Raw genomic sequence first — 17,637 nt, forward strand, 5'->3', positions numbered from 1 at the left:
AGGTGCCCCGGCGGCCGGTGGAGCCGCGTGTCCGGCGTGGTGTCGCACGCCGGACCGGCTGATGCGCCGTCAATCACCGACCCGCAAGGGGTCAGTCCGCGATGAGCCCCTCCCTGAGCTGGGTGAGCGTCCGGGTCAGCAGCCGTGAGACGTGCATCTGCGAGATGCCGACCTCCTCACCGATCTGCGACTGGGTCATGTTGGCGAAGAAGCGCAGCATGATGATCTGCCGCTCGCGCGGGGCGAGTTTGGCCAGCAGCGGCTTCAGGGACTCGCGGTACTCGACGCCTTCCAGCGCCGCGTCCTCGTAGCCCAGGCGGTCCGCCAGCGAGCCCTCGCCGCCGTCGTCCTCGGGGGACGGGGAGTCCAGTGAGGAGGCCGTGTAGGCGTTGCCGACGGCCAGGCCGTCGACCACGTCCTCCTCGGAGACCCCGAGCGCCTTGGCGAGCTCGGGCACGGTCGGCGAGCGGTCGAGCTTCTGGGCGAGCTCGTCGCTGGTCTTCGTGAGGGCGAGCCGCAGTTCCTGGAGCCGGCGCGGCACCCGCACCGACCACGAGGTGTCGCGGAAGAAGCGCTTGATCTCGCCCACCACGGTCGGCATCGCGAACGTGGGGAACTCCACCCCCCGCTCGCAGTCGAACCGGTCGATCGCCTTGATCAGGCCGATCGTGCCGACCTGGACGATGTCCTCCATGGGTTCGTTACGGCTCCGGAACCGCGCCGCCGCATACCGCACGAGCGGGAGGTTGAGCTCGATGAGTGTGTCCCGCACATAGGTCCGCTCCGGACTGTCCGTTCCGTCGGGACCCGATGCGGGACCCAGCGCGGCGAGCCGCAGGAACAGGGAGCGGGACAGAGTGCGGGTGTCGATGGCTTCCGATGAGCTGGTGAGCACGGCAGGTGCTGGTGCGCTCTTCGTGAGCGTGAGCACCTTCGAGCTGCCCTGTTCTGCGGACATGCCACCCCCTTGAGGTCGCGGACGGTCGCGGTGGCCACGACCATCGGAGGAACGCAGCCTCCACCTGAATACCGGAGGTAGAGCTGCGGCAAACGCGGTTCCAGCAGAATGTCACATGTCGGCAACACGCTGTAGTGACATGTCGACAAGTCAGCGCCAAAACTGCCCTGGAAACAGGGGGTGTACGGCTTTTGCGCCGCCGGAACCGGTCTCCGTGCGATCTACCCGTTCCGGTTACGCCTCGATCCTGTTTGCGGATCTCAGACGGGCAAAACTTCTGGCCAGGAGCCTTGACACATGCATCTGGGAGACGCCGAGTTCGGCGCTGATCTGGGACTGGGTCAGGTTGTTGTAGTAGCGCAGCAGCAGGATCCGCTGCTCGCGCTCCGGCAGCTGGACGAGCAGATGCCGTACCAGATCACGGTGTTCGACCCCGGCGAGGGCCGGGTCCTCGTAGCCGAGCCGGTCCAGGAGCCCCGGCAGGCCGTCGCCCTCCTGGGCGGCCTCCAGGGAGGTCGCGTGGTAGGAGCGGCCCGCCTCGATGCAGGCGAGCACCTCGTCCTCGGAGATCTTCAGCCGCTCGGCGATCTCGCCGGTCGTGGGCGACCGGCCGTGAGCGGTCGTCAGATCCTCGGTGGCGCCGGTGACCTGGACCCAGAGCTCGTGCAGCCGCCGCGGGACGTGGACGGTCCGCACGTTGTCGCGGAAGTAGCGCTTGATCTCGCCGACCACGGTGGGCATGGCGAACGTCGGGAACTGGACGCCGCGTTCCGGGTCGAAGCGGTCGATGGCGTTGATGAGGCCGATGGTGCCGACCTGGACAACATCCTCCATCGGCTCGTTGCGGCTGCGGAAGCGGGCCGCGGCGTACCGCACGAGGGGCAGGTTCGCCTCGATCAGGGCGGCGCGCACCCTGCGGTGTTCCGAGGTGCCCGGTTCGAGGCCCTTGAGCCGGCCGAACAGCACCTGGGTGAGCGCCCTGGTGTCCGCGCCCCGGGTTCTGGTGGGCGCGGAGGGATCGGGTGTCTCGGTCTGGATGTCGTCCGTCTGGACGTTCTGGGGCGGGACTTGAGGCGCTGTACTGGCCGGCACGGTGTCGCCACCCCTTTGCGGTCAACTACGGTCAACTCATCCGTCAAAAGCGGTCATAGCATCACAAGACATGTCCACTGTGTGCAAGCACCGCAAAGAGTCGTGTTGAGCGCGATTCGGTTTAAACATGCCGAAAAGCCCCTCTCCTGAAAGGTGAGGGGCCCGAAGGGCCGAAAGGCGGGAACGCGTCAGAAGGGGTAGTCGGCAATCACCCAAGTGGCGAATTCACGCCACTGTCCGGCAGCCGCCTGATGTGCCGGGTGCTCGATGTAGCGCTTCAGGGAGTCCTCGTCCGCGACCGCCGAGTTGATGGCGAAGTCGTACGCGATCGGCCGGTCGGTGATGTTCCAGGCGCACTCCCAGAACTCCAGCTCGGGGATCGTCCCCTCGAGGTCCCGGAAGGCCTGTACGCCCGCGACGACCCGCGGTTCGTCGCGTTCCACGCCGTCGTTCAGCTTGAACAGGACCAGGTGGCGGATCATGGGGGTTCTCCTACTTCACGAGCTCGGACATGAAGTCCCCGACGCCCTGTGCGGCGCTCGACACGCCTTCGAACCCGACTTGGACGAGATCGGCGGCCCGGGCGGGAGACGTGATGATCGTGTACAGCACGAAGACCACAATCAAGTAGAGCGCGATCTTCTTCGCTTGCACCACAGTCCCGCCTCTCCCTTTCGATCACCTGTGCAGTCGGGTGATTCTAGCCGCACGTATGGCCGTATCCGATGGCTGTTTCCGATCACTGATGTGGTCTTTAAGGACGAAGGACCCTCCGATCCGGGCCCTTTGCCCCCGGCTGCGGCTTCTGCCAGGAGGCAGGATGGGAAGCGAGCCCGCCGTATGCAACCGAAACGTGCGGGCCGAGGAACAGGACCTCTCCGGGGTCCACACCGCGAGATTCCCCCCTGACCGCGGCGAGGACCCCTCGGTCCCTGTTCTCACCGGGGGAAGCGGCTTGTCCCCCCGATGCCGCTTCCCCCGACCTCGAACCTGACGCACGGCACGACTGTGGCCCCGGCTTCCGAGCCGGGGCCACAGTCATGTCCTGCGCGAGAAACGCCCGAAGGGCCCGGCGCACTGCGCTGGGCCCTTCGTAAGAGCGGTAGCGGAGGGATTTGAACCCTCGGTGAGTTTCCCCACACTCGCTTTCGAGGCGAGCTCCTTCGGCCGCTCGGACACGCTACCGAGAGAGAGCTTAGACCATCCCGGGCCATGGTTCGAAATCAGATTCCCGCCGCCCGCCCGGAGCGCGTGCGCGGCAGGGTCAGCGCTCGCGGAAGAAGGCTGTCAGCTGGGCCGCGCAGGCGTCCTCCAGCACCCCGTGGATCACCTCGGGGCGGTGGTTGAGCCGACGGTCCCGAACGACGTCCCAGAGCGAACCGGCGGCGCCGGCCTTCTCGTCCCGGGCCCCGTAGACCACGCGGCCGATCCGGGACTGCACGAGGGCGCCCGCGCACATGGTGCAGGGCTCCAGGGTGACCACCAGCGTGCAGCCGGTCAGCCGCCAGGCGCCGAGAACGGCGGCCGCGCGGCGCAGGGCGAGGACCTCGGCGTGCGCGGTCGGGTCGCCCGTCGCCTCGCGCTCGTTGTGGCCGGTGGCGAGCAGGGCGCCGTCCGGGCCCAGGACAACGGCGCCGACCGGCACATCGCCGGCCAGCGCCGCCTGCGCGGCCTCGTCCAGGGCATGGCGCATGGGTGCCTGCCACGGGTCCCGTACGGGATCGGAGGGAGGCGGTGAGGAGGGAGGGGGTGGTGGTGCGTTCACCCGCGGACCCTAACGGACGGTCTCCAGTACCTCGGCCGCGCCGAGCGCGTCCGCGATCTCCACCAGCGCGTCGGTGCGCAGGGTCAGCAACTGCTTCTCGGACAGTCCGAGGTCGGCGAGGACCCCGAGATCTCCGAGCGGCCCCGCCGGTACGGCGTCGGGGTCGTGGTCCAGGTCGGGGTCGGGGTCGTCGGCGCCGGCCCGGCCGTCGGCGCTGTCCATGGCTTCGTCCGGTTCGCCGTCCTCCGTACCGTCGAGGTCCACGAGTTCCTCGAGTGCGGCGATCTCGTCGTCGGCCCCCGGTTCGCGGCCGAGCAGTTCATCGGTGAGCAGGATCTCCCCGTACGAGGAGCGGGCGGCGGCGGACGCGTCCGAGATGTAGATACGGGGGTCCTCCTCACCGTCCACCCGGACGACGCCGAACCAGGCGTCCTCCTGCTCGATGTAGACCAGGACCGTGTCCTCGTCCACCGAGGCCTCTCGGGCCAGATCTGTCAGGTCGGACAGGGTTTCCACATCGTCGAGCTCTGTATCGCTCGCTTCCCACCCGTCTTCGGTGCGCGCGAGCAGTGCGGCGAAGTACACCGTGACTCTCCCACTGGTCATAGGTGAATCGGTCCGACGGGAGGGCAGACGGTCTTCCGGCTGCTCTGGGCCCCGCCCAATCGGCATCGTGGCAGAAACGAGCGCGAAGCGAGACGTCTTCGACCGTTGCGTCGGCCATGAGTTCCGGGAGTGCCTGCTCGGCGGGGGTCTCCTCGCGGGCATCCGGGCAAGGGCGCGGAGGTCCGGACGGCGGGCGGTCACCAGCGGAACGTGCGCATCCGCATCTGTTGGCGCATACGGGCCGCGCGGGCGCGGCGCGGTTGGACCCGGTCGCGGAGCTGCTTCGCCTCATGGAGCTCGCGGAGGAACTGGACCCGGCGCCTCCGGCGCGCCGCGTCACTCTCCTGCGCGTCCGGCACGTTCTCCTGCACGTCGGGCAGGTCGCGCGCGTCGCGTCCGGCCTGCCGCTGTTTCCGCTGCTCCCCGTCGGGCAATCGACACACCACCCCAAGCCTGGGTCCGTATGCCCCCACCTTCCCCCCGAACAGGTGCTTGATGCCAGTGCAGACGTGCGGGAAGCCCGTCCGGGGCCCCGCTACTGTTGACGGCATGCGGATCCACGTCGTCGACCACCCGCTGGTCGCGCACAAACTCACCACGCTGCGCGACAAGCGCACCGACTCCCCGACCTTCCGGCGGCTCGCCGACGAACTGGTCACCCTCCTCGCGTACGAGGCCACCAGGGATGTGCGGACCGAGCAGGTCGACATCGAGACCCCGGTGACCGCCACGACCGGCGTGAAGCTGTCGTACCCGCGGCCCCTGGTCGTGCCGATCCTGCGCGCCGGTCTCGGCATGCTGGACGGCATGGTGCGGCTCCTCCCGACCGCCGAGGTCGGCTTCCTGGGCATGATCCGCAACGAGGAGACCCTCCAGGCGGAGACGTACGCGACACGGATGCCCGAGGACCTCTCGGGCCGTCAGGTCTACGTCCTGGACCCGATGCTGGCCACCGGCGGCACGCTCGTCGCGGCCATCAGGGAGCTGATCAAGCGCGGCGCGGACGACGTCACCGCGGTCGTGCTGCTCGCGGCGCCCGAGGGCGTCGAGGTCATGGAGCGCGAGCTGGCCGGCGCGCCGGTCACGGTGGTCACCGCCTCGGTCGACGAGCGGCTCAACGAGAACGGCTACATCGTGCCGGGGCTCGGCGACGCCGGTGACCGGATGTACGGCACCGTCGACTGACGGGGCCGCCCGGTTATCGGCAGGAGGACGGAGCCGGGGCGGGCTTCGTCAGGGCGGTGAGCGCGGATGCGGCTGCCGCGGGCGGGCTGAACGCCGTGAACTTGGTACCGATGATCAGATCGACGTCCGCCGTCCGGCGGGCGTCGGTCTTCCGTACGACCCCGGGCAGCTGCGTGCCGAGCACCGGGAAGGAGCCGTTCGCCGCCGTCGGGGCGCCGAGCAGCAGTGCGGTGCCCGCCACCTTCTTGTCGTACGCGGCCGTGGCGTTGCCCACCTTGCCGATGGCGAAGCCGCGCTTCTTCAGTTCGTCGGCGGCGGCCTTGGCCAGCCCGCTGCGCGGCGTCGCGTTGTAGACGTTGACCTTGATGGTGGCCGGCTTCGGGAGCGCCCTGACGGGCGCCGAAGCCGTCGGTGAGGGGCAGGCCTTCGTGCGCTCGGCCGCGTTCGCCTGTCCGTCGCCACCGGTGAAGACGTCGATGAGCTGCAGCGTGCCCCATCCGGCCAGGCCGAGGGCCGCAACGGCAGCGACGGCCGACAGGACGAGCCTGCGGCGATGACGGGGGCGGCGCATGCGCGGGTAGGTGTTGCCCGTGATGCGGTACTTTCCGCCCATGCCGGGAGGGGTCAGCATGCTCATGGGCGCAGCGTAGTGCGACCTGGTGATGATGCCTACTAAACGATCAACAGATGGCACCCGTATGTGCATAAAAGCACTCGAAAGGCCGGAAATGGGCCACGGGTGGGAGTGGCGCGGTCAGCCGAGTTCGAGGACGCGTGCGTGCAGCACCTGGCGCTGCTGCAGTGCGGCGCGCACGGCGCGGTGCAGTCCGTCCTCGAGGTAGAGGTCGCCCTGCCACTTCACGACGTGCGCGAACAGGTCGCCGTAGAACGTGGAGTCCTCGGCGAGCAGGGTCTCGAGGTCCAGCTGTCCCTTGGTGGTCACCAGCTGGTCGAGGCGGACCGGGCGCGGCGCGACATCCGCCCACTGTCGGGTGCTTTCCCGGCCGTGGTCAGGATATGGCCGCCCATTTCCGATGCGCTTGAAGATCACACGGAAAGCCTACCGGGCAAGGACCTCCGGGCGCAGCCACGGGACGGGACTGCGATGCTTGGCAAACCGCAATGAATCGGGTGAAACCGGAACAGGGGCTGTCATGAGTGGGAGCGAGAGCGGGGGCGCACTGCCGCAGCAGGCTCAGGACATCGCCGCCGGGTACGCGGTCTCCGGTGCCGCACTCGAACTCGGCGCGCTCCTCTGGGACGGTGCGGCCCTCCCCGGTGCGCGGATCCGTATCCCGCTCGGCATGCTCAACCGGCACGGCCTCGTGGCGGGCGCCACGGGCACCGGGAAGACCAAGACCCTCCAGCTGATCGCCGAACAGCTGTCGGCGAACGGGGTCCCGGTCTTCCTCGCCGACATCAAGGGCGACGTCTCCGGCATCTCCGCCCCCGGGCAGCCCGGCGCGAAGGTGAGCGAGCGGGCCGGGCAGGTCGGACAGGAGTGGACGGCGGCCGGATTTCCGAGCGAGTTCTACGCGCTCGGCGGCATCGGGTCCGGCATTCCGCTGCGTGCGACGGTCACCAGCTTCGGTCCGGTCCTGCTCTCCAAGGTCCTCCAGCTCAACCGCACCCAGGAGCAGTCGCTCGGGCTGATCTTCCACTACGCGGACTCCAAGGGCCTGGAGCTGGTCGACCTCAAGGACCTGCGGGCCGTTGTCGCCTTCCTCGTCTCGGACACCGGAAAGGCCGAACTGAAGGGCATCGGCGGACTCTCCACCGCCACGGCCGGGGTGATCCTGCGCTCGGTCACCGCCTTCGAACAGCAGGGCGCGGGCGACTTCTTCGGGGAGCCGGAGTTCGATACGGCCGAGTTCCTCCGGCAGGCACCCGACGGGCGGGGGGTGGTCTCCGTACTCGAACTGGCGGCCGTACAGGACAAGCCGCAGCTCTTCTCGACGTTCCTCATGTGGCTGCTCGCCGACCTCTTCCACGATCTGCCGGAGGTCGGTGATCCCGATCGGCCCAAGCTCGTCTTCTTCTTCGACGAGGCGCATCTGCTGTTCGACGACGCGTCCAAGGCGTTCCTCGAAGCGATCACACGGACCGTGCGGCTGGTTCGCTCGAAAGGAGTCGGGATCTTCTTCGTCACGCAGACACCGAAGGATGTCCCCGCCGAGGTGCTGGGCCAGCTCGGCAACCGGGTGCAGCACGCGCTGCGCGCGTTCACCCCGGACGACGCGAAGGCGCTGCGGGCGACGGTGAAGACCTTCCCCGACTCCCCCTACGACCTGGAGGAACTGCTGACCGGGCTGGGTACGGGCGAGGCCGTGATCACGGTGCTGAGCGAGAGGGGCGCGCCCACCCCGGTGGCGGCGACCCGGCTGCGGGCGCCGCAGTCGCTGATGGGGCCGGTGCCGGCGGACGCGCTGGAGCGGGCGGTGAAGGGGTCCTCGCTGTACGGGCGTTATGCCGAGGCCGTGGACCGTGAGTCCGCGTACGAGAAGCTCGCGGCCGGCCAGGAGGAGTCCGGGCGGGCCGACCGGGACGCGGCGGACCGCGCGGCCGTGGAGGAGGCCGTCGCGTCGGCGCCCGGGGAGTCGGAGCAGGCGCCCGAGGAGCGGAAGGAAGAGGGTTCGCTGGTCCGGCAGGTGGTGGGGAGCAGCATGTTCAAGTCCCTGGCCCGGAGCGTGGGGACGCAGGTCGGGCGGGAGATCTCGCGGTCGCTCTTCGGCACGTCACGCCGCAGGCGCTGAGCGGGGCTCGGCGCCTGCGGCGTGCGGGAGCGGTCCGGGTTACTCGGTGACGCCGTGCGCGTGGCCCTCGCGCAGTCCGCCGCCACTGCCGGGCTCACCGGTGCTGGGGGCCGGCGGGACCGGGCGGGTCAGGGAGCGCAGGTCGTAGGCGTAGGTGCCCACGGCATTGGCGATCACATCGATGTTGGTGTCGAAGAGCCCCATGTCGATGTTGTCCAGGTCGTCACAGGCCGCGTGGTAGCACGGGTCGTACGCGATGCCGGCCGTGCCGCCGAACGTCTTCGCCTGGTCGGCCGTCTTGATGCCCTCGGCGCCCGTGTCCGTACCGCCGGACGGGATGCCGACCTCGATGAACGGCCCGTAGTCGGAGCGTCCGGTGAAGTCCGTGCCGGTGTGGGGCTTGGCCTTCCCGTCCAGGAACCGGTTGATGTCACGCTCCAGTTGGGCGGAGCCCTCGGGGCCGGGGCCCTCGCCGACATTGTCGGAGTTGTCGCCGTCGAAGACGAACTGCACACCGTTCGGCGAGGCGATCATGTCGAAGTTGAGGTACAGCGCGACCTGCTTGCGCTGCTCCTCGGAGAGCTTCGTGACGTACGCCTCCGAGCCCAGCAGGCCGTTCTCCTCCGCCGACCACCAGGCGAACCGAACCTTGTTGGCGGGCTGCTTGTGCGACTTGGCGAGTTCCAGGGCGACTTCGAGGAGGCCGGCGGAGCCAGATCCGTTGTCGTTGATCCCGGGGCCGTCGGTGACCGAGTCGAGGTGCGCGCCGAGCATGACGGTCTTCGCCGGGTTCCCGCGGCGGGTCTCCGCGACGACGTTGCGGGTGGTGCGCTCCTCCTGGAACTCGCGGATCTCGAAGTCGACCGTCACCTCGCCCTTGGCGAGGTCCGCGACGAGCTTCTCGCCCTCTGCCTGGAGGAGTCCGCCGGTGGGGATCTTCCCCGACGCGACGTCCCCGAGGGTGCCGGAGAGCACGCCTTCGGTGTTGTTGTAGATCACCGCGCCGGCCGCGCCGGCGACGCCTGCCGCCGCCTGCTTCTCGGCGAAGGAGCAGCCGCCGCGCTTGATCAGCGCGATCTTTCCGGTGAAGGTCGCGGAGGCGTAGTCGGCCGCCTCGCAGCCGGTGGTGTCGTCGACGGGGACGGCGACGAGGGCCGCTCGGACCCCGCCCTCCTTCGTGGACTTCGTGTACGTCATCGCCTTGATGGAGATGTCACGGGGCGTGGGTGAGACCACGGAGAGCTTCTCGGCCAGCGTCTCGGTGTAGACGAAGTCGAAGGCCTGGTAGCCGACCTGGTATCCGGCCTTCTGGAGCTGCCGGTAGACGTAGGCGGCGGAGGCGTCGTGGCCCAGCGAGCCGGCCGCGCGGTGGCCGTCCGCCGAGTCGGCTATCGCCTGGAACTTTTCCAGGTGCCGGTGGGCGTCCTTCGCGGACGCGTTCTTGACCAGGGTCCGCGACAGCTTGGCGGCATCCTTGGCCGGGTCGTGGGGCGCGTGGCCGTGGTGCGGGGACGCGGCGAGGAGGAGCGGTGTGGCCAGGGCGGTGGCGGCCACAACCGCCATGGCTCTGCGACGAGTTGCGTGCACAGGAGTCCTTCCGATGCGAACGGATGTGCGTGAAAGCTAGCGAGTGGCCCGGCATCTGTGAACCGCAGACGCCGGTTGTGATCGCTTGTGTGGCTCGTTCGTGATCACTTGGCCCGTCCCGTCGCCTTCGCCGCTCTGGCCGCCGCCTTCGCTTCCTGCTTGTACGCACGCACCTCGGCGAGCGAGTCGGGTCCGGTGATGTCGGCGACGGAGCGGTGCGAGCCCGCCTCTCCGTACGGACCCGCGGCCTCCCGCCATCCGGTCGGGCGGACGTCGAACTGCTTGCCGAGCAGAGCCAGGAAGATCTGCGCCTTCTGGGTGCCGAAACCGGGCAGCGCTTCGAGGCGTTTCAGCAGCTCGGCGCCCGTCCCGGCGCCCTCCCAGACCGCGTCGGCCTCTCCGCCGTACTCCGCCACCAGGAACTGGCACAGTTGCTGCACCCGCTTGGCCATGGAGCCGGGATAGCGGTGCAGGGCGGGTTTGGAGGTGAAGAGCTCGGTGAACGCCTCCGGGTCGTAGGCGGCGATCTCGTGCGCGTCCAGATCGTCCGAGCCCATGCGCCCGGCCAGCGTGTACGGGCCGGTGAACGCCCACTCCATGGGAACCTGCTGGTCCAGCAGCATGCCGACGAGGGCTGCGAGCGGACTGCGCCCGAGGAGCTCGTCCGCGTCGGACTGCTGGGCGATCCGTACCGTGAAGTCCTTGCCGTCGTTGCTCTTGGTCATATCTTCGATGATCGCGAGAGCCGCGGGGATCGGCGAGTCCAGCGATGCCGGGCGGGGAGTCCAGCGATGCCGGGCGGGGAGTCCGAGAAGCCCGGCGGGGAGTCCCGGGAAGCCGGGCGGGGAGCCTGCAGGCATTCGGGGAGTGGGGACGTCACCTTCCCGGAGCGCCGTTCGTTCTCGGAGCATGAACGCCGAACAGAAGCTGACCATTGCCGTCGCCGGGGGAACCGGGACGCTCGGCCGGGGGGTCGCGGACGCACTGCGCTCGCGCGGCCACCAGGTGCGGGTGCTCAGCCGTCGCTCGCAGGAGTACCGCGTCGACCTGACGACGGGGGAGGGCCTGGACAGGGCGCTGGCCGGTTGTGACGTCGTGGTGGACGCCAGTAACAGCACCTCCTCGAAGGGGGCGGCGCGGACGCTCGTCGACGGTTCGCGGCGCCTGCTGGCCGCCGAGGAGGCCGCCGGGGTCCGCCACCACGTCTGTGTCTCCATCGTCGGCTGCGAGCGCGTTCCCATCGGCTACTACAGGGCGAAGGCCGCGCAGGAGCGGGTGGTGGAGGCGGGGCCGGTGGGCTGGACCCTGGTGCGGGCGACGCAGTTCCACGAACTGGTGGCCGGGCTGTTCACGCCCATGGCCCGCTTCGGAGTGCTGGTCCTGCCCACGATGCCCCTGCGGACCGTGGCGTCCGCGGAGGTGGCCGGGGCTGTGGCCGATGCCGCCGGGGGACCCGCGCTCCGGGGGCGTATCGAGGTGGCCGGACCCGAGACCGCCGACGTCCGGGACCTCGCCCGGCAGTGGCGTTCTGTCACCGGCAGCCGCGCGAGGACGGTGCCGTTGGCGCTGCCGGGCGCGGTGGGCAGGGCGGTCCGGTCGGGTGCGCTGATCCCGGACCGGCCGGACGTGACGGGCACGACGACGTTCGCGGAATGGCTCCAGGAGCGCGAACGCCGGGGCTGAGGGCGCGGGGGTGGCGGGCCGCAGGGCGTCAGGGCCGCAGGCGGGCGGCGCGCATCCGCAGATAGCGGACCTCCGGTGCGCTGAGCGTGCGGTCGGCGGCCAGCCGGTAGGCCGCCCGTGCCCCGTCGCGGTCTCCGGCCTTCTCCAGCAGATGGGCCCGTACCGCGTCCAGCCGGTGGTTCCCGGCCAGCCGGTCGCTCAGCGCGTCCACTTCCGCCAGCCCGGCCCGGGGGCCGTGCACCATGGCGACGGCCACCGCGCGGCCGAGCCCGGCCATGGGGTCAGGGGCGCGGGCCACGAGGATGTCGTACAGGGCGAGGATCTGCGGCCAGTCGGTGTCCTCGGCGCGCTCCGCCTCGCAGTGCAGTGCCGCGATCGCCGCCTGCAGCTGGTAGGCCCCGGCAGGACCCTCGGACAGCGCCTCCTCCACCAGGGCGGAGCCCTCCGCGATCGCGGCACGGTCCCAGCGGGCACGGTCCTGCTCGTCGAGCGGGATCAGCTCTCCGTCCGGGCCACTGCGGGCCGCGCTGCGGGCCTCGGTGAGCAGCATCAGTGCCAGCAGGCCGGCCACCCGGCCCTCCCTGGGCAGGAGCCTCCGTACGGAACGGGTCAGCCGGATCGCCTCGCGGGCGAGGTCCGCGCGGTGCAGGTCACTGCCGGAGGTCGCCGTGTACCCCTCGTTGAAGATCAGGTAGAGCACCTGGAGCACGGCGGCGAGCCGCAGATCGCGGTCGGCGGGCCCCGGCTGGCGGAACGGTGTTCCCCGGATCCTCTGTTTCGCCCGGCTGATCCTCTGGGCCATCGTCGCCTCGGTCACCAGATGGGCCCGGGCGATCTCGGCCGTGGTGAGGCCGCCGACGGCGCGCAGGGTGAGCGCGACCTGGGCGGCGGGAGTCAGCTCCGGGTGGCAGCAGAGGAAGAGCAGGGTGAGGGTGTCGTCCTCGGACGGTGCCCGGCTCTCCCCGGGCGGCGGTGCGGTGAACGCGTCCCGCGGGGTGAGCGCGGCCGCCGTCCTCTCGCGCCGGTGCCGGGCGGAGTCGGCGCGCAGCTGGTCGGTCAGCCGCCGGGACGCGATCCTGATGAGCCAGCCGCGCGGATTGTCCGGCAGTCCCTGCTCCGGCCACTGCTGCGCTGCCGCGAGGAGTGCTTCCTGTACGGCGTCCTCGGCTGCGTCGAAGTGTCCGTACCGGCGCACGAGCGCGCCGAGGACCTGCGGCGCGTGCCGGCGCAGCAGGTCCTCGACTTCCGTCGTCCTACGGTCCACTCGTCACCTCTGACCAGGCGGTTCCTCAGGCACCGCCCGAGTCGATCGGGCGGATCACCACGGGGTACTCGGGAGCGCCCTCGGGCTGCGGACAGAGCGCGATGCGCGCCGCGATCTCGGTCACCCGCTCCAGGCTCTCGCAGTCGAGCACCCAGTACCCGGCGAGGAGCTCCTTGGTCTCCCCGTACGGACCGTCGGAGATCACCGGCTGTCCGTCGGCGCCCGCGCTCACGAAACGGGTCTTCGCGGGTTCGACCAGTCCCTGGCCGTCCACCATCTCACCGGACTCGGCGAGGTCGTTGTTGAGTCCTTCCATGAAGGCGAACATCGCCTTCACGTCCTTCTCGTTCCAGGCCGGGCTGCTCGCGGACGCCTTGCCGCGCATCGCCTCGTAGTCGGCCTGGGATCCCTGCACCATCACCAGGTACTTCATGATTCGCTCCCTAGGCGGCTGCGCTGCCCCTTGTGGGCAACTCTCACAGGGGACGTCGGAGCCGCGGGCGGGTTCTCGACACCACGCGGAAGACTTTCCGCAATCACTCCAGCAGGTGCGGCCCGGCGGCGGGCGCGCCGTGCCCTACAGCGGCCGGTTCCGGCCGAGCAGCGAACGCACCGCCGCGCGGTCGACGTTCGTCAGGGCGCGGACGAGCTTGGGGGTGAGGAAGACGATCACGAGGCCGAGGAGGGAGGCCGCGGCGATCTGCAGCGGGGAGGAGAGGTAGTACTGGTGGCGGACGCCGTCCGAGGTGTAGTCGAAGACCTGGTACCCGGACCAGCCCACGTACCGGGGGAAGACCCAGGCGTAGAGCGGGTAGAGCGCGACCGTCCATCCGGTGATCAGGAAGGTCAGCGTCAGGCAGAAGCTCGCCACCCGCCACGGGAACATGACGATCTGGAAGAGCAGTGCCTTCCAGCCCGCCGCGTCCGTCAGCCGGGCCTGGACGCCGGCCCACCAGCCGGTCCGCTTCGCTGCGGGGATGTCTGCCGGCCCCGTGGCCTCCAGGCCGAGCAGGGCGCCGGCCCGTCGCCGTTCGGTGGCGCCGAGACCGCGTGCGGCGGCGAGCAGGGCGGCGAGGACAGGCAGGCCGAGCACCGTGAGGGAGAGCCCGGCGCCGAGCGAGAACAGGGACACGGAGAGGACGAATCCGCCGATGGCGATCGGCAGCGAGGTCAGCGCGTAGCCGATCTCCCGGTACGTGGCCGGGGCGAACGGGCCGCGCCAGAACGCCGTCGGGGGCGCGGTCCTCGTGGGCCGTGCGACGGGCGCGTCGGTGGTGGAGGGTGCTGTGGTGCGCGGGAGGGTGCTGGTGGTCATGGCGGCCTCGACATCATCGGGTGGGGATGCTCCGTGCTGACGTGCTCCACACTCGTGGATCCGCGCGCCCAACGGCATGGGGTGACCAGGCCGGTTGGGGGTGGGGCTGCCCCCCCGGGTGCCCCGGGGGATCCCGGTGGCCGGGCACCCGACCTGGCCGGGCCGGGGACCGGACCGGCCAGTAGAGTTCGGCAGCGTCATCCCCGAACACCGAGGTACCGGCCGTGTCCCCCGCACCATCCGAACCACCCGCCCCGCAGCTCTCGTCCGACGCGCGTGTCGTGAGCGTGGTGGGCATCGGTGCCGACGGGTGGGCCGGCCTGCCGGACACGGCACGCTCGGCACTCCTGGACGCCGAGGTACTGATCGGCGGTGAGCGCCAGTTGAGGCTGCTCCCGCCCGGCTGCGAGGGCCTGCGCGTGCCCTGGCCGTCGCCGCTGCGGCCCGCCGTACGCGGCCTGCTCGCCGCCCACGAGGGGAACCGGATCGCCGTACTGGCCAGCGGCGACCCCATGTTCTACGGCATCGGCCGGGCACTCACGGAGGAGCTCGGCCCGGGGGCGCTGCACGTTCTGCCGCACCCGTCGTCGACCTCCTACGCCTGCGCCCGCCTCGGCTGGCCGCTGGAGGACACCGAGGTCGTCACCCTGGTGGGCCGTCCCACGGCCCGGCTGGCCGCCGCCCTGTACGACGGGCGCCGGCTGCTCGTCCTCAGCGCGGACGCGGCCACTCCGGCCGCCGTGGCCGCCCTGTTGCGGGAGCACGGCTTCGGGCCCAGCCGGATGCGGGTGCTCGAACAGCTCGGCGGCGAGCGCGAGGACTGTGTGGACGGCACGGCGGACACCTGGGCGCGAGAGCCCGGCGACCCCCTCAACGTCATCGCCGTCGAGTGCCGCTCCACGCCGGACGCCCTGCGCGTCGGCGCCGTGCCGGGCCTGCCCGACGAGGCGTACGAACACGACGGCCAGCTCACGAAGCGCCACGTACGGGCCGCCACGCTCGGCGTACTCGCGCCCGCCCCCGGTGAACTCCTCTGGGACATCGGCGGCGGATCCGGATCGATCGCCGTCGAATGGCTGCGGACCCATCCGTCCTGCCGCGCGGTGACCGTCGAGCGCGACCCTGTGCGCGCCCGGCGCATCGCCCGCAACGCGGACCGGCTCGGCGTCCCCGCCCTGCGCGTGGTCACCGGCCGGGCGCCGGACGCCCTTGCCGGACTGCCCGTCCCCGACGCCGTGTTCATCGGCGGCGGGCTCACCGTGCCCGGCCTGCTCGACGCCTGCTGGGACGCGCTGCCTCCGGGCGGCCGGCTGGTCGCCAACACGGTCACGCTGGAGTCGGAGGCGCTGCTCGCCGAGCGGTACCGCCTGCACGGCGGCGACCTGGTGCGGCTCGCGGTGGCCCACGCGGTGCCGGTCGGCGGGTTCACCGGGTGGCGCCAGGCGATGCCCGTGACGCAGTGGTCCGTACGCAAAGCCCCGCCCGACTCACACACCTCAGGAGACAACAGATGACCGTGCACTTCATCGGCGCGGGCCCCGGCGCTGCGGACCTGATCACGGTGCGCGGCGCGCGCATTCTCGCCGCCAGTCCGGTCTGCCTGTACGCGGGCAGTCTGGTGCCGCGCGAACTGCTCGCCGAATGCCCGCCGGACGCCCGGCTCGTGGACACCGCCGACCTGGACATCGACCAGATCACCGCCGAACTGGTCCGTGCGCACGCCGACGGTCACGACGTCGCCCGGCTGCACTCGGGCGACCCCTCGGTCTTCAGCGCGGTCAACGAGCAGATGCGGCGGCTCGACGAGGCGGGCGTGCCGTACGACGTGGTGCCCGGGGTGCCCGCTTTCGCCGCGGCGGCCGCCGCGCTGAAGCGGGAGCTGACCGTGCCCACGGTCGGCCAGACCGTCATCCTCACCCGGATCGCCCAGCGCGCGACCGCGATGCCCGAGGGCGAGGACCTGGCCACGCTGGGCCGCAGCGGCGCGCTGATCGTGCTGCACCTCGCGGCGCGGTACGTGGACCGGGTGGTCGACGAGCTGCTGCCGCACTACGGGGCCGACTGCCCCGCCGCCGTGGTGGCCATGGCCTCGCGCCCGGACGAGATCATCCTGCGCGGCTCACTGGACTCCATCGCGGAGCAGGTCAAGGCGGCGGGAGTGATCCGGACCGCGGTGATCATGGTGGGCCGGACGCTGGGTGCGGAGCAGTTCCGCGACAGCCACCTCTACTCCCCTGCCCGGGACCGCCACACCTGCTGACCCGCCCCTGTCCGGCGAGTACGGGGGGCTTACGGCTCCCGGTCACCGCACCTCGCTCCGCCCCACCACCGTCCCCGCCCGGTCGATACAGATCACGTCCACCGCCACGGGCGCTCCCCGCAGCACGGACAGTGCCTGGTCCCGGGCGGCCACGGCCACCAGGTCGCCCAGCGGCACACCGGCCGCCGCGCACAGCTGCAGCGCGGCCAGGCCGGTGTTGGCGACCTCGATCTCGGCCGCCAGCTCCTCGCTCGCGCCGCCCTGCCGTGCCAGCCCGGCCAGGAAGATCTTGTCGACCTGGGAGCGGCCCGAGTGCAGGTCCAGATGGCCCGCGGCGAGCTTGGACAGCTTGGCGAACCCGCCGCAGACCGTCAGCCGCTCCACCGGATGCCGGCGCACGTACTTCAGTACCGCCCCCGCGAAGTCCCCCATGTCCAGGAGTGCGATCTCCGGCAGCCCGTACTCGGTCACCACCGTCTTCTCCGAGGTCGAGCCCGTGCACCCCGCCACATGGGTGTGCCCGGCCGCCCGGGCGACATCCACCCCGCGGCGGATCGAGTCGATCCAGGCCGAGCAGGAGTACGGCACCACGACGCCCGTCGTGCCCAGGATCGAGAGGCCGCCCAGGATGCCCAGGCGAATGTTCCACGTGAAACGTGCGATCTCCTCGCCGTCGTCCACCGAGACCGTGATCTCGACGTCGCCGGTGCCCCCGTGGTCGGACGCCACCCGCGCCATGTGGTCCCGCATCATCTGGCGGGGCACGGGGTTGATCGCGGGCTCCCCGACGTCGAGCGGCAGCCCCGGGAGCGTCACCGTCCCCACGCCGGGCCCGGCCCGGAAGACCACTCCGGACCCCGGCGGGAGCTGCCGCACGGTGGCCCTCACCAGCGCGCCGTGCGTCACGTCCGGGTCGTCGCCCGCGTCCTTGACCACTCCGGCCATGGCACTGCCGTCGCCGAGCTCCTCCACCGCGAGCGCGAAGGCCGGGGTCTGCCCTCGGGGGAGGGTGATCGTCACGGGATCGGGGAACTCGCCGGTCAGCAGCGCGGTGTACGCGGCCGTGGCCGCGGCGGTCGCACAGGCGCCGGTCGTCCATCCGGGTCGCAGACCGGTGTGCTTGAGTTGGGCGGTGCGCCCGCCCTGCGCCTCACTGCTCATGGATGGAC

At 71.0% G+C, this 17,637-nt stretch carries 20 protein-coding genes and 1 tRNA gene; 5 read left to right on the forward strand and 16 right to left on the reverse strand.

The window, feature by feature from the left end; genetic code table 11:
- Positions 1–91 precede the first annotated feature (91 nt).
- From ACFQ6X_RS19665 to ACFQ6X_RS19700, 8 genes are all read right to left on the reverse strand, one after another.
- Positions 92–958, reverse strand: a complete 867-nt coding sequence (locus ACFQ6X_RS19665) for an RNA polymerase sigma factor SigF (RefSeq protein WP_329208907.1) — start codon at positions 956–958, stop codon at positions 92–94.
- A gap of 234 nt (positions 959–1,192) precedes the next feature.
- Positions 1,193–2,050, reverse strand: a complete 858-nt coding sequence (locus ACFQ6X_RS19670) for an RNA polymerase sigma factor SigF (protein WP_383183084.1) — start codon at positions 2,048–2,050, stop codon at positions 1,193–1,195.
- 188 nt (positions 2,051–2,238) lie between these two features.
- A complete protein-coding gene (locus ACFQ6X_RS19675) occupies positions 2,239–2,532 on the reverse strand; it encodes a Dabb family protein (protein WP_383183086.1) in 294 nt (97 codons plus the stop codon).
- A 10-nt stretch (positions 2,533–2,542) separates the two neighbouring features.
- Complete coding sequence (locus ACFQ6X_RS19680; RefSeq protein WP_164494166.1) at positions 2,543–2,707, reverse strand: hypothetical protein; 165 nt, start codon at positions 2,705–2,707, stop codon at positions 2,543–2,545.
- 443 nt (positions 2,708–3,150) lie between these two features.
- Positions 3,151–3,235 (reverse strand) — tRNA-Ser (locus ACFQ6X_RS19685).
- Positions 3,236–3,314: 79 nt separating this feature from the next.
- A complete protein-coding gene (gene tadA / locus ACFQ6X_RS19690) occupies positions 3,315–3,743 on the reverse strand; it encodes a tRNA adenosine(34) deaminase TadA (RefSeq protein WP_329215184.1) in 429 nt (142 codons plus the stop codon).
- 81 nt (positions 3,744–3,824) lie between these two features.
- A complete protein-coding gene (locus tag ACFQ6X_RS19695; protein ID WP_383183232.1) occupies positions 3,825–4,400 on the reverse strand; it encodes a hypothetical protein in 576 nt (191 codons plus the stop codon).
- Between the two features lie 218 nt (positions 4,401–4,618).
- Positions 4,619–4,855 (reverse strand): hypothetical protein, encoded by a 237-nt coding sequence (locus ACFQ6X_RS19700; RefSeq protein WP_383183088.1) that lies wholly within the window; start codon positions 4,853–4,855, stop codon positions 4,619–4,621.
- A gap of 115 nt (positions 4,856–4,970) precedes the next feature.
- Here ACFQ6X_RS19700 and upp point away from each other — a divergent pair, with 115 nt between their 5' ends.
- Positions 4,971–5,606 carry a uracil phosphoribosyltransferase gene (upp, locus tag ACFQ6X_RS19705; RefSeq protein ID WP_329208898.1) on the forward strand — a complete coding sequence of 212 codons (636 nt, stop codon included), beginning with the start codon at positions 4,971–4,973 and terminating at the stop codon, positions 5,604–5,606.
- 13 nt (positions 5,607–5,619) lie between these two features.
- Here the strand turns inward: upp and ACFQ6X_RS19710 are convergent, their stop codons facing one another.
- Positions 5,620–6,219 carry a LytR C-terminal domain-containing protein gene (locus tag ACFQ6X_RS19710; protein ID WP_383183234.1) on the reverse strand — a complete coding sequence of 200 codons (600 nt, stop codon included), beginning with the start codon at positions 6,217–6,219 and terminating at the stop codon, positions 5,620–5,622.
- 141 nt (positions 6,220–6,360) lie between these two features.
- Complete coding sequence (locus tag ACFQ6X_RS19715) at positions 6,361–6,657, reverse strand: type II toxin-antitoxin system VapB family antitoxin (RefSeq protein WP_003955420.1); 297 nt, start codon at positions 6,655–6,657, stop codon at positions 6,361–6,363.
- A gap of 103 nt (positions 6,658–6,760) precedes the next feature.
- On the opposite strand from ACFQ6X_RS19715, the gene ACFQ6X_RS19720 reads away from it, so the two are divergent.
- Positions 6,761–8,359 (forward strand): helicase HerA-like domain-containing protein, encoded by a 1,599-nt coding sequence (locus ACFQ6X_RS19720; protein WP_383183091.1) that lies wholly within the window; start codon positions 6,761–6,763, stop codon positions 8,357–8,359.
- A 39-nt stretch (positions 8,360–8,398) separates the two neighbouring features.
- Here ACFQ6X_RS19720 and ACFQ6X_RS19725 read toward each other — a convergent pair whose 3' ends face one another.
- Both ACFQ6X_RS19725 and ACFQ6X_RS19730 read right to left on the reverse strand, forming a co-directional pair.
- On the reverse strand, positions 8,399–9,922 hold the full coding sequence (locus ACFQ6X_RS19725) for a M28 family metallopeptidase (RefSeq protein ID WP_383183236.1): 1,524 nt from the start codon (positions 9,920–9,922) through the stop codon (positions 8,399–8,401).
- 128 nt (positions 9,923–10,050) lie between these two features.
- Complete coding sequence (locus tag ACFQ6X_RS19730; protein ID WP_383183093.1) at positions 10,051–10,671, reverse strand: HhH-GPD-type base excision DNA repair protein; 621 nt, start codon at positions 10,669–10,671, stop codon at positions 10,051–10,053.
- A gap of 184 nt (positions 10,672–10,855) precedes the next feature.
- Here ACFQ6X_RS19730 and ACFQ6X_RS19735 point away from each other — a divergent pair, with 184 nt between their 5' ends.
- A complete protein-coding gene (locus tag ACFQ6X_RS19735) occupies positions 10,856–11,629 on the forward strand; it encodes an SDR family oxidoreductase (RefSeq protein WP_383183095.1) in 774 nt (257 codons plus the stop codon).
- Positions 11,630–11,657: 28 nt separating this feature from the next.
- On the opposite strand, the gene ACFQ6X_RS19740 is transcribed toward ACFQ6X_RS19735, so the two are convergent.
- The 3 genes from ACFQ6X_RS19740 to ACFQ6X_RS19750 all read right to left on the reverse strand — a co-directional run bounded on the left by ACFQ6X_RS19740 (position 11,658) and on the right by ACFQ6X_RS19750 (position 14,208).
- Positions 11,658–12,893 carry an RNA polymerase sigma factor gene (locus ACFQ6X_RS19740; protein WP_383183097.1) on the reverse strand — a complete coding sequence of 412 codons (1,236 nt, stop codon included), beginning with the start codon at positions 12,891–12,893 and terminating at the stop codon, positions 11,658–11,660.
- A 25-nt stretch (positions 12,894–12,918) separates the two neighbouring features.
- Positions 12,919–13,326 carry a YciI family protein gene (locus tag ACFQ6X_RS19745; protein WP_383183099.1) on the reverse strand — a complete coding sequence of 136 codons (408 nt, stop codon included), beginning with the start codon at positions 13,324–13,326 and terminating at the stop codon, positions 12,919–12,921.
- Positions 13,327–13,470: 144 nt separating this feature from the next.
- Positions 13,471–14,208, reverse strand: a complete 738-nt coding sequence (locus ACFQ6X_RS19750) for a sensor domain-containing protein (protein ID WP_383183101.1) — start codon at positions 14,206–14,208, stop codon at positions 13,471–13,473.
- Between the two features lie 224 nt (positions 14,209–14,432).
- Here ACFQ6X_RS19750 and cbiE point away from each other — a divergent pair, with 224 nt between their 5' ends.
- Positions 14,433–15,722, forward strand: a complete 1,290-nt coding sequence (gene cbiE, locus ACFQ6X_RS19755; RefSeq protein WP_383183103.1) for a precorrin-6y C5,15-methyltransferase (decarboxylating) subunit CbiE — start codon at positions 14,433–14,435, stop codon at positions 15,720–15,722.
- On the forward strand, positions 15,719–16,468 hold the full coding sequence (cobM, locus tag ACFQ6X_RS19760) for a precorrin-4 C(11)-methyltransferase (RefSeq protein WP_383183105.1): 750 nt from the start codon (positions 15,719–15,721) through the stop codon (positions 16,466–16,468). Before cbiE ends, cobM begins: the two co-directional genes overlap by 4 nt.
- A 42-nt stretch (positions 16,469–16,510) precedes the next feature.
- Here the strand turns inward: cobM and ACFQ6X_RS19765 are convergent, their stop codons facing one another.
- The gene (locus ACFQ6X_RS19765; RefSeq protein WP_383183107.1) at positions 16,511–17,629 is read right to left on the reverse strand and encodes a cobalt-precorrin-5B (C(1))-methyltransferase; all 1,119 of its coding nucleotides are present in this window, start codon (positions 17,627–17,629) and stop codon (positions 16,511–16,513) included.
- Positions 17,630–17,637: the final 8 nt, after the last annotated feature.

Source organism: Streptomyces sp. NPDC056452, from assembly GCF_042796085.1.
GTDB lineage: Bacteria > Actinomycetota > Actinomycetes > Streptomycetales > Streptomycetaceae > Streptomyces.

Bases quoted from the DNA above. Each gene is read 5' to 3' on its own strand.
- ACFQ6X_RS19765 (WP_383183107.1), bottom strand. From the start codon at position 17,629: ATGAGCAGTGAGGCGCAGGGCGGGCGCACCGCCCAACTCAAGCACACC.
- upp (WP_329208898.1), top strand. From the start codon at position 4,971: ATGCGGATCCACGTCGTCGACCACCCGCTGGTCGCGCACAAACTCACC.
- ACFQ6X_RS19675 (WP_383183086.1), bottom strand. From the start codon at position 2,532: ATGATCCGCCACCTGGTCCTGTTCAAGCTGAACGACGGCGTGGAACGC.
- ACFQ6X_RS19710 (WP_383183234.1), bottom strand. From the start codon at position 6,219: ATGGGCGGAAAGTACCGCATCACGGGCAACACCTACCCGCGCATGCGC.
- ACFQ6X_RS19725 (WP_383183236.1), bottom strand. From the start codon at position 9,922: ATGGCGGTTGTGGCCGCCACCGCCCTGGCCACACCGCTCCTCCTCGCC.
- cobM (WP_383183105.1), top strand. From the start codon at position 15,719: ATGACCGTGCACTTCATCGGCGCGGGCCCCGGCGCTGCGGACCTGATC.
- ACFQ6X_RS19745 (WP_383183099.1), bottom strand. From the start codon at position 13,326: ATGAAGTACCTGGTGATGGTGCAGGGATCCCAGGCCGACTACGAGGCG.
- ACFQ6X_RS19730 (WP_383183093.1), bottom strand. From the start codon at position 10,671: ATGACCAAGAGCAACGACGGCAAGGACTTCACGGTACGGATCGCCCAG.
- ACFQ6X_RS19720 (WP_383183091.1), top strand. From the start codon at position 6,761: ATGAGTGGGAGCGAGAGCGGGGGCGCACTGCCGCAGCAGGCTCAGGAC.
- tadA (WP_329215184.1), bottom strand. From the start codon at position 3,743: ATGCGCCATGCCCTGGACGAGGCCGCGCAGGCGGCGCTGGCCGGCGAT.
- ACFQ6X_RS19750 (WP_383183101.1), bottom strand. From the start codon at position 14,208: ATGACCACCAGCACCCTCCCGCGCACCACAGCACCCTCCACCACCGAC.
- ACFQ6X_RS19735 (WP_383183095.1), top strand. From the start codon at position 10,856: ATGAACGCCGAACAGAAGCTGACCATTGCCGTCGCCGGGGGAACCGGG.
- ACFQ6X_RS19665 (WP_329208907.1), bottom strand. From the start codon at position 958: ATGTCCGCAGAACAGGGCAGCTCGAAGGTGCTCACGCTCACGAAGAGC.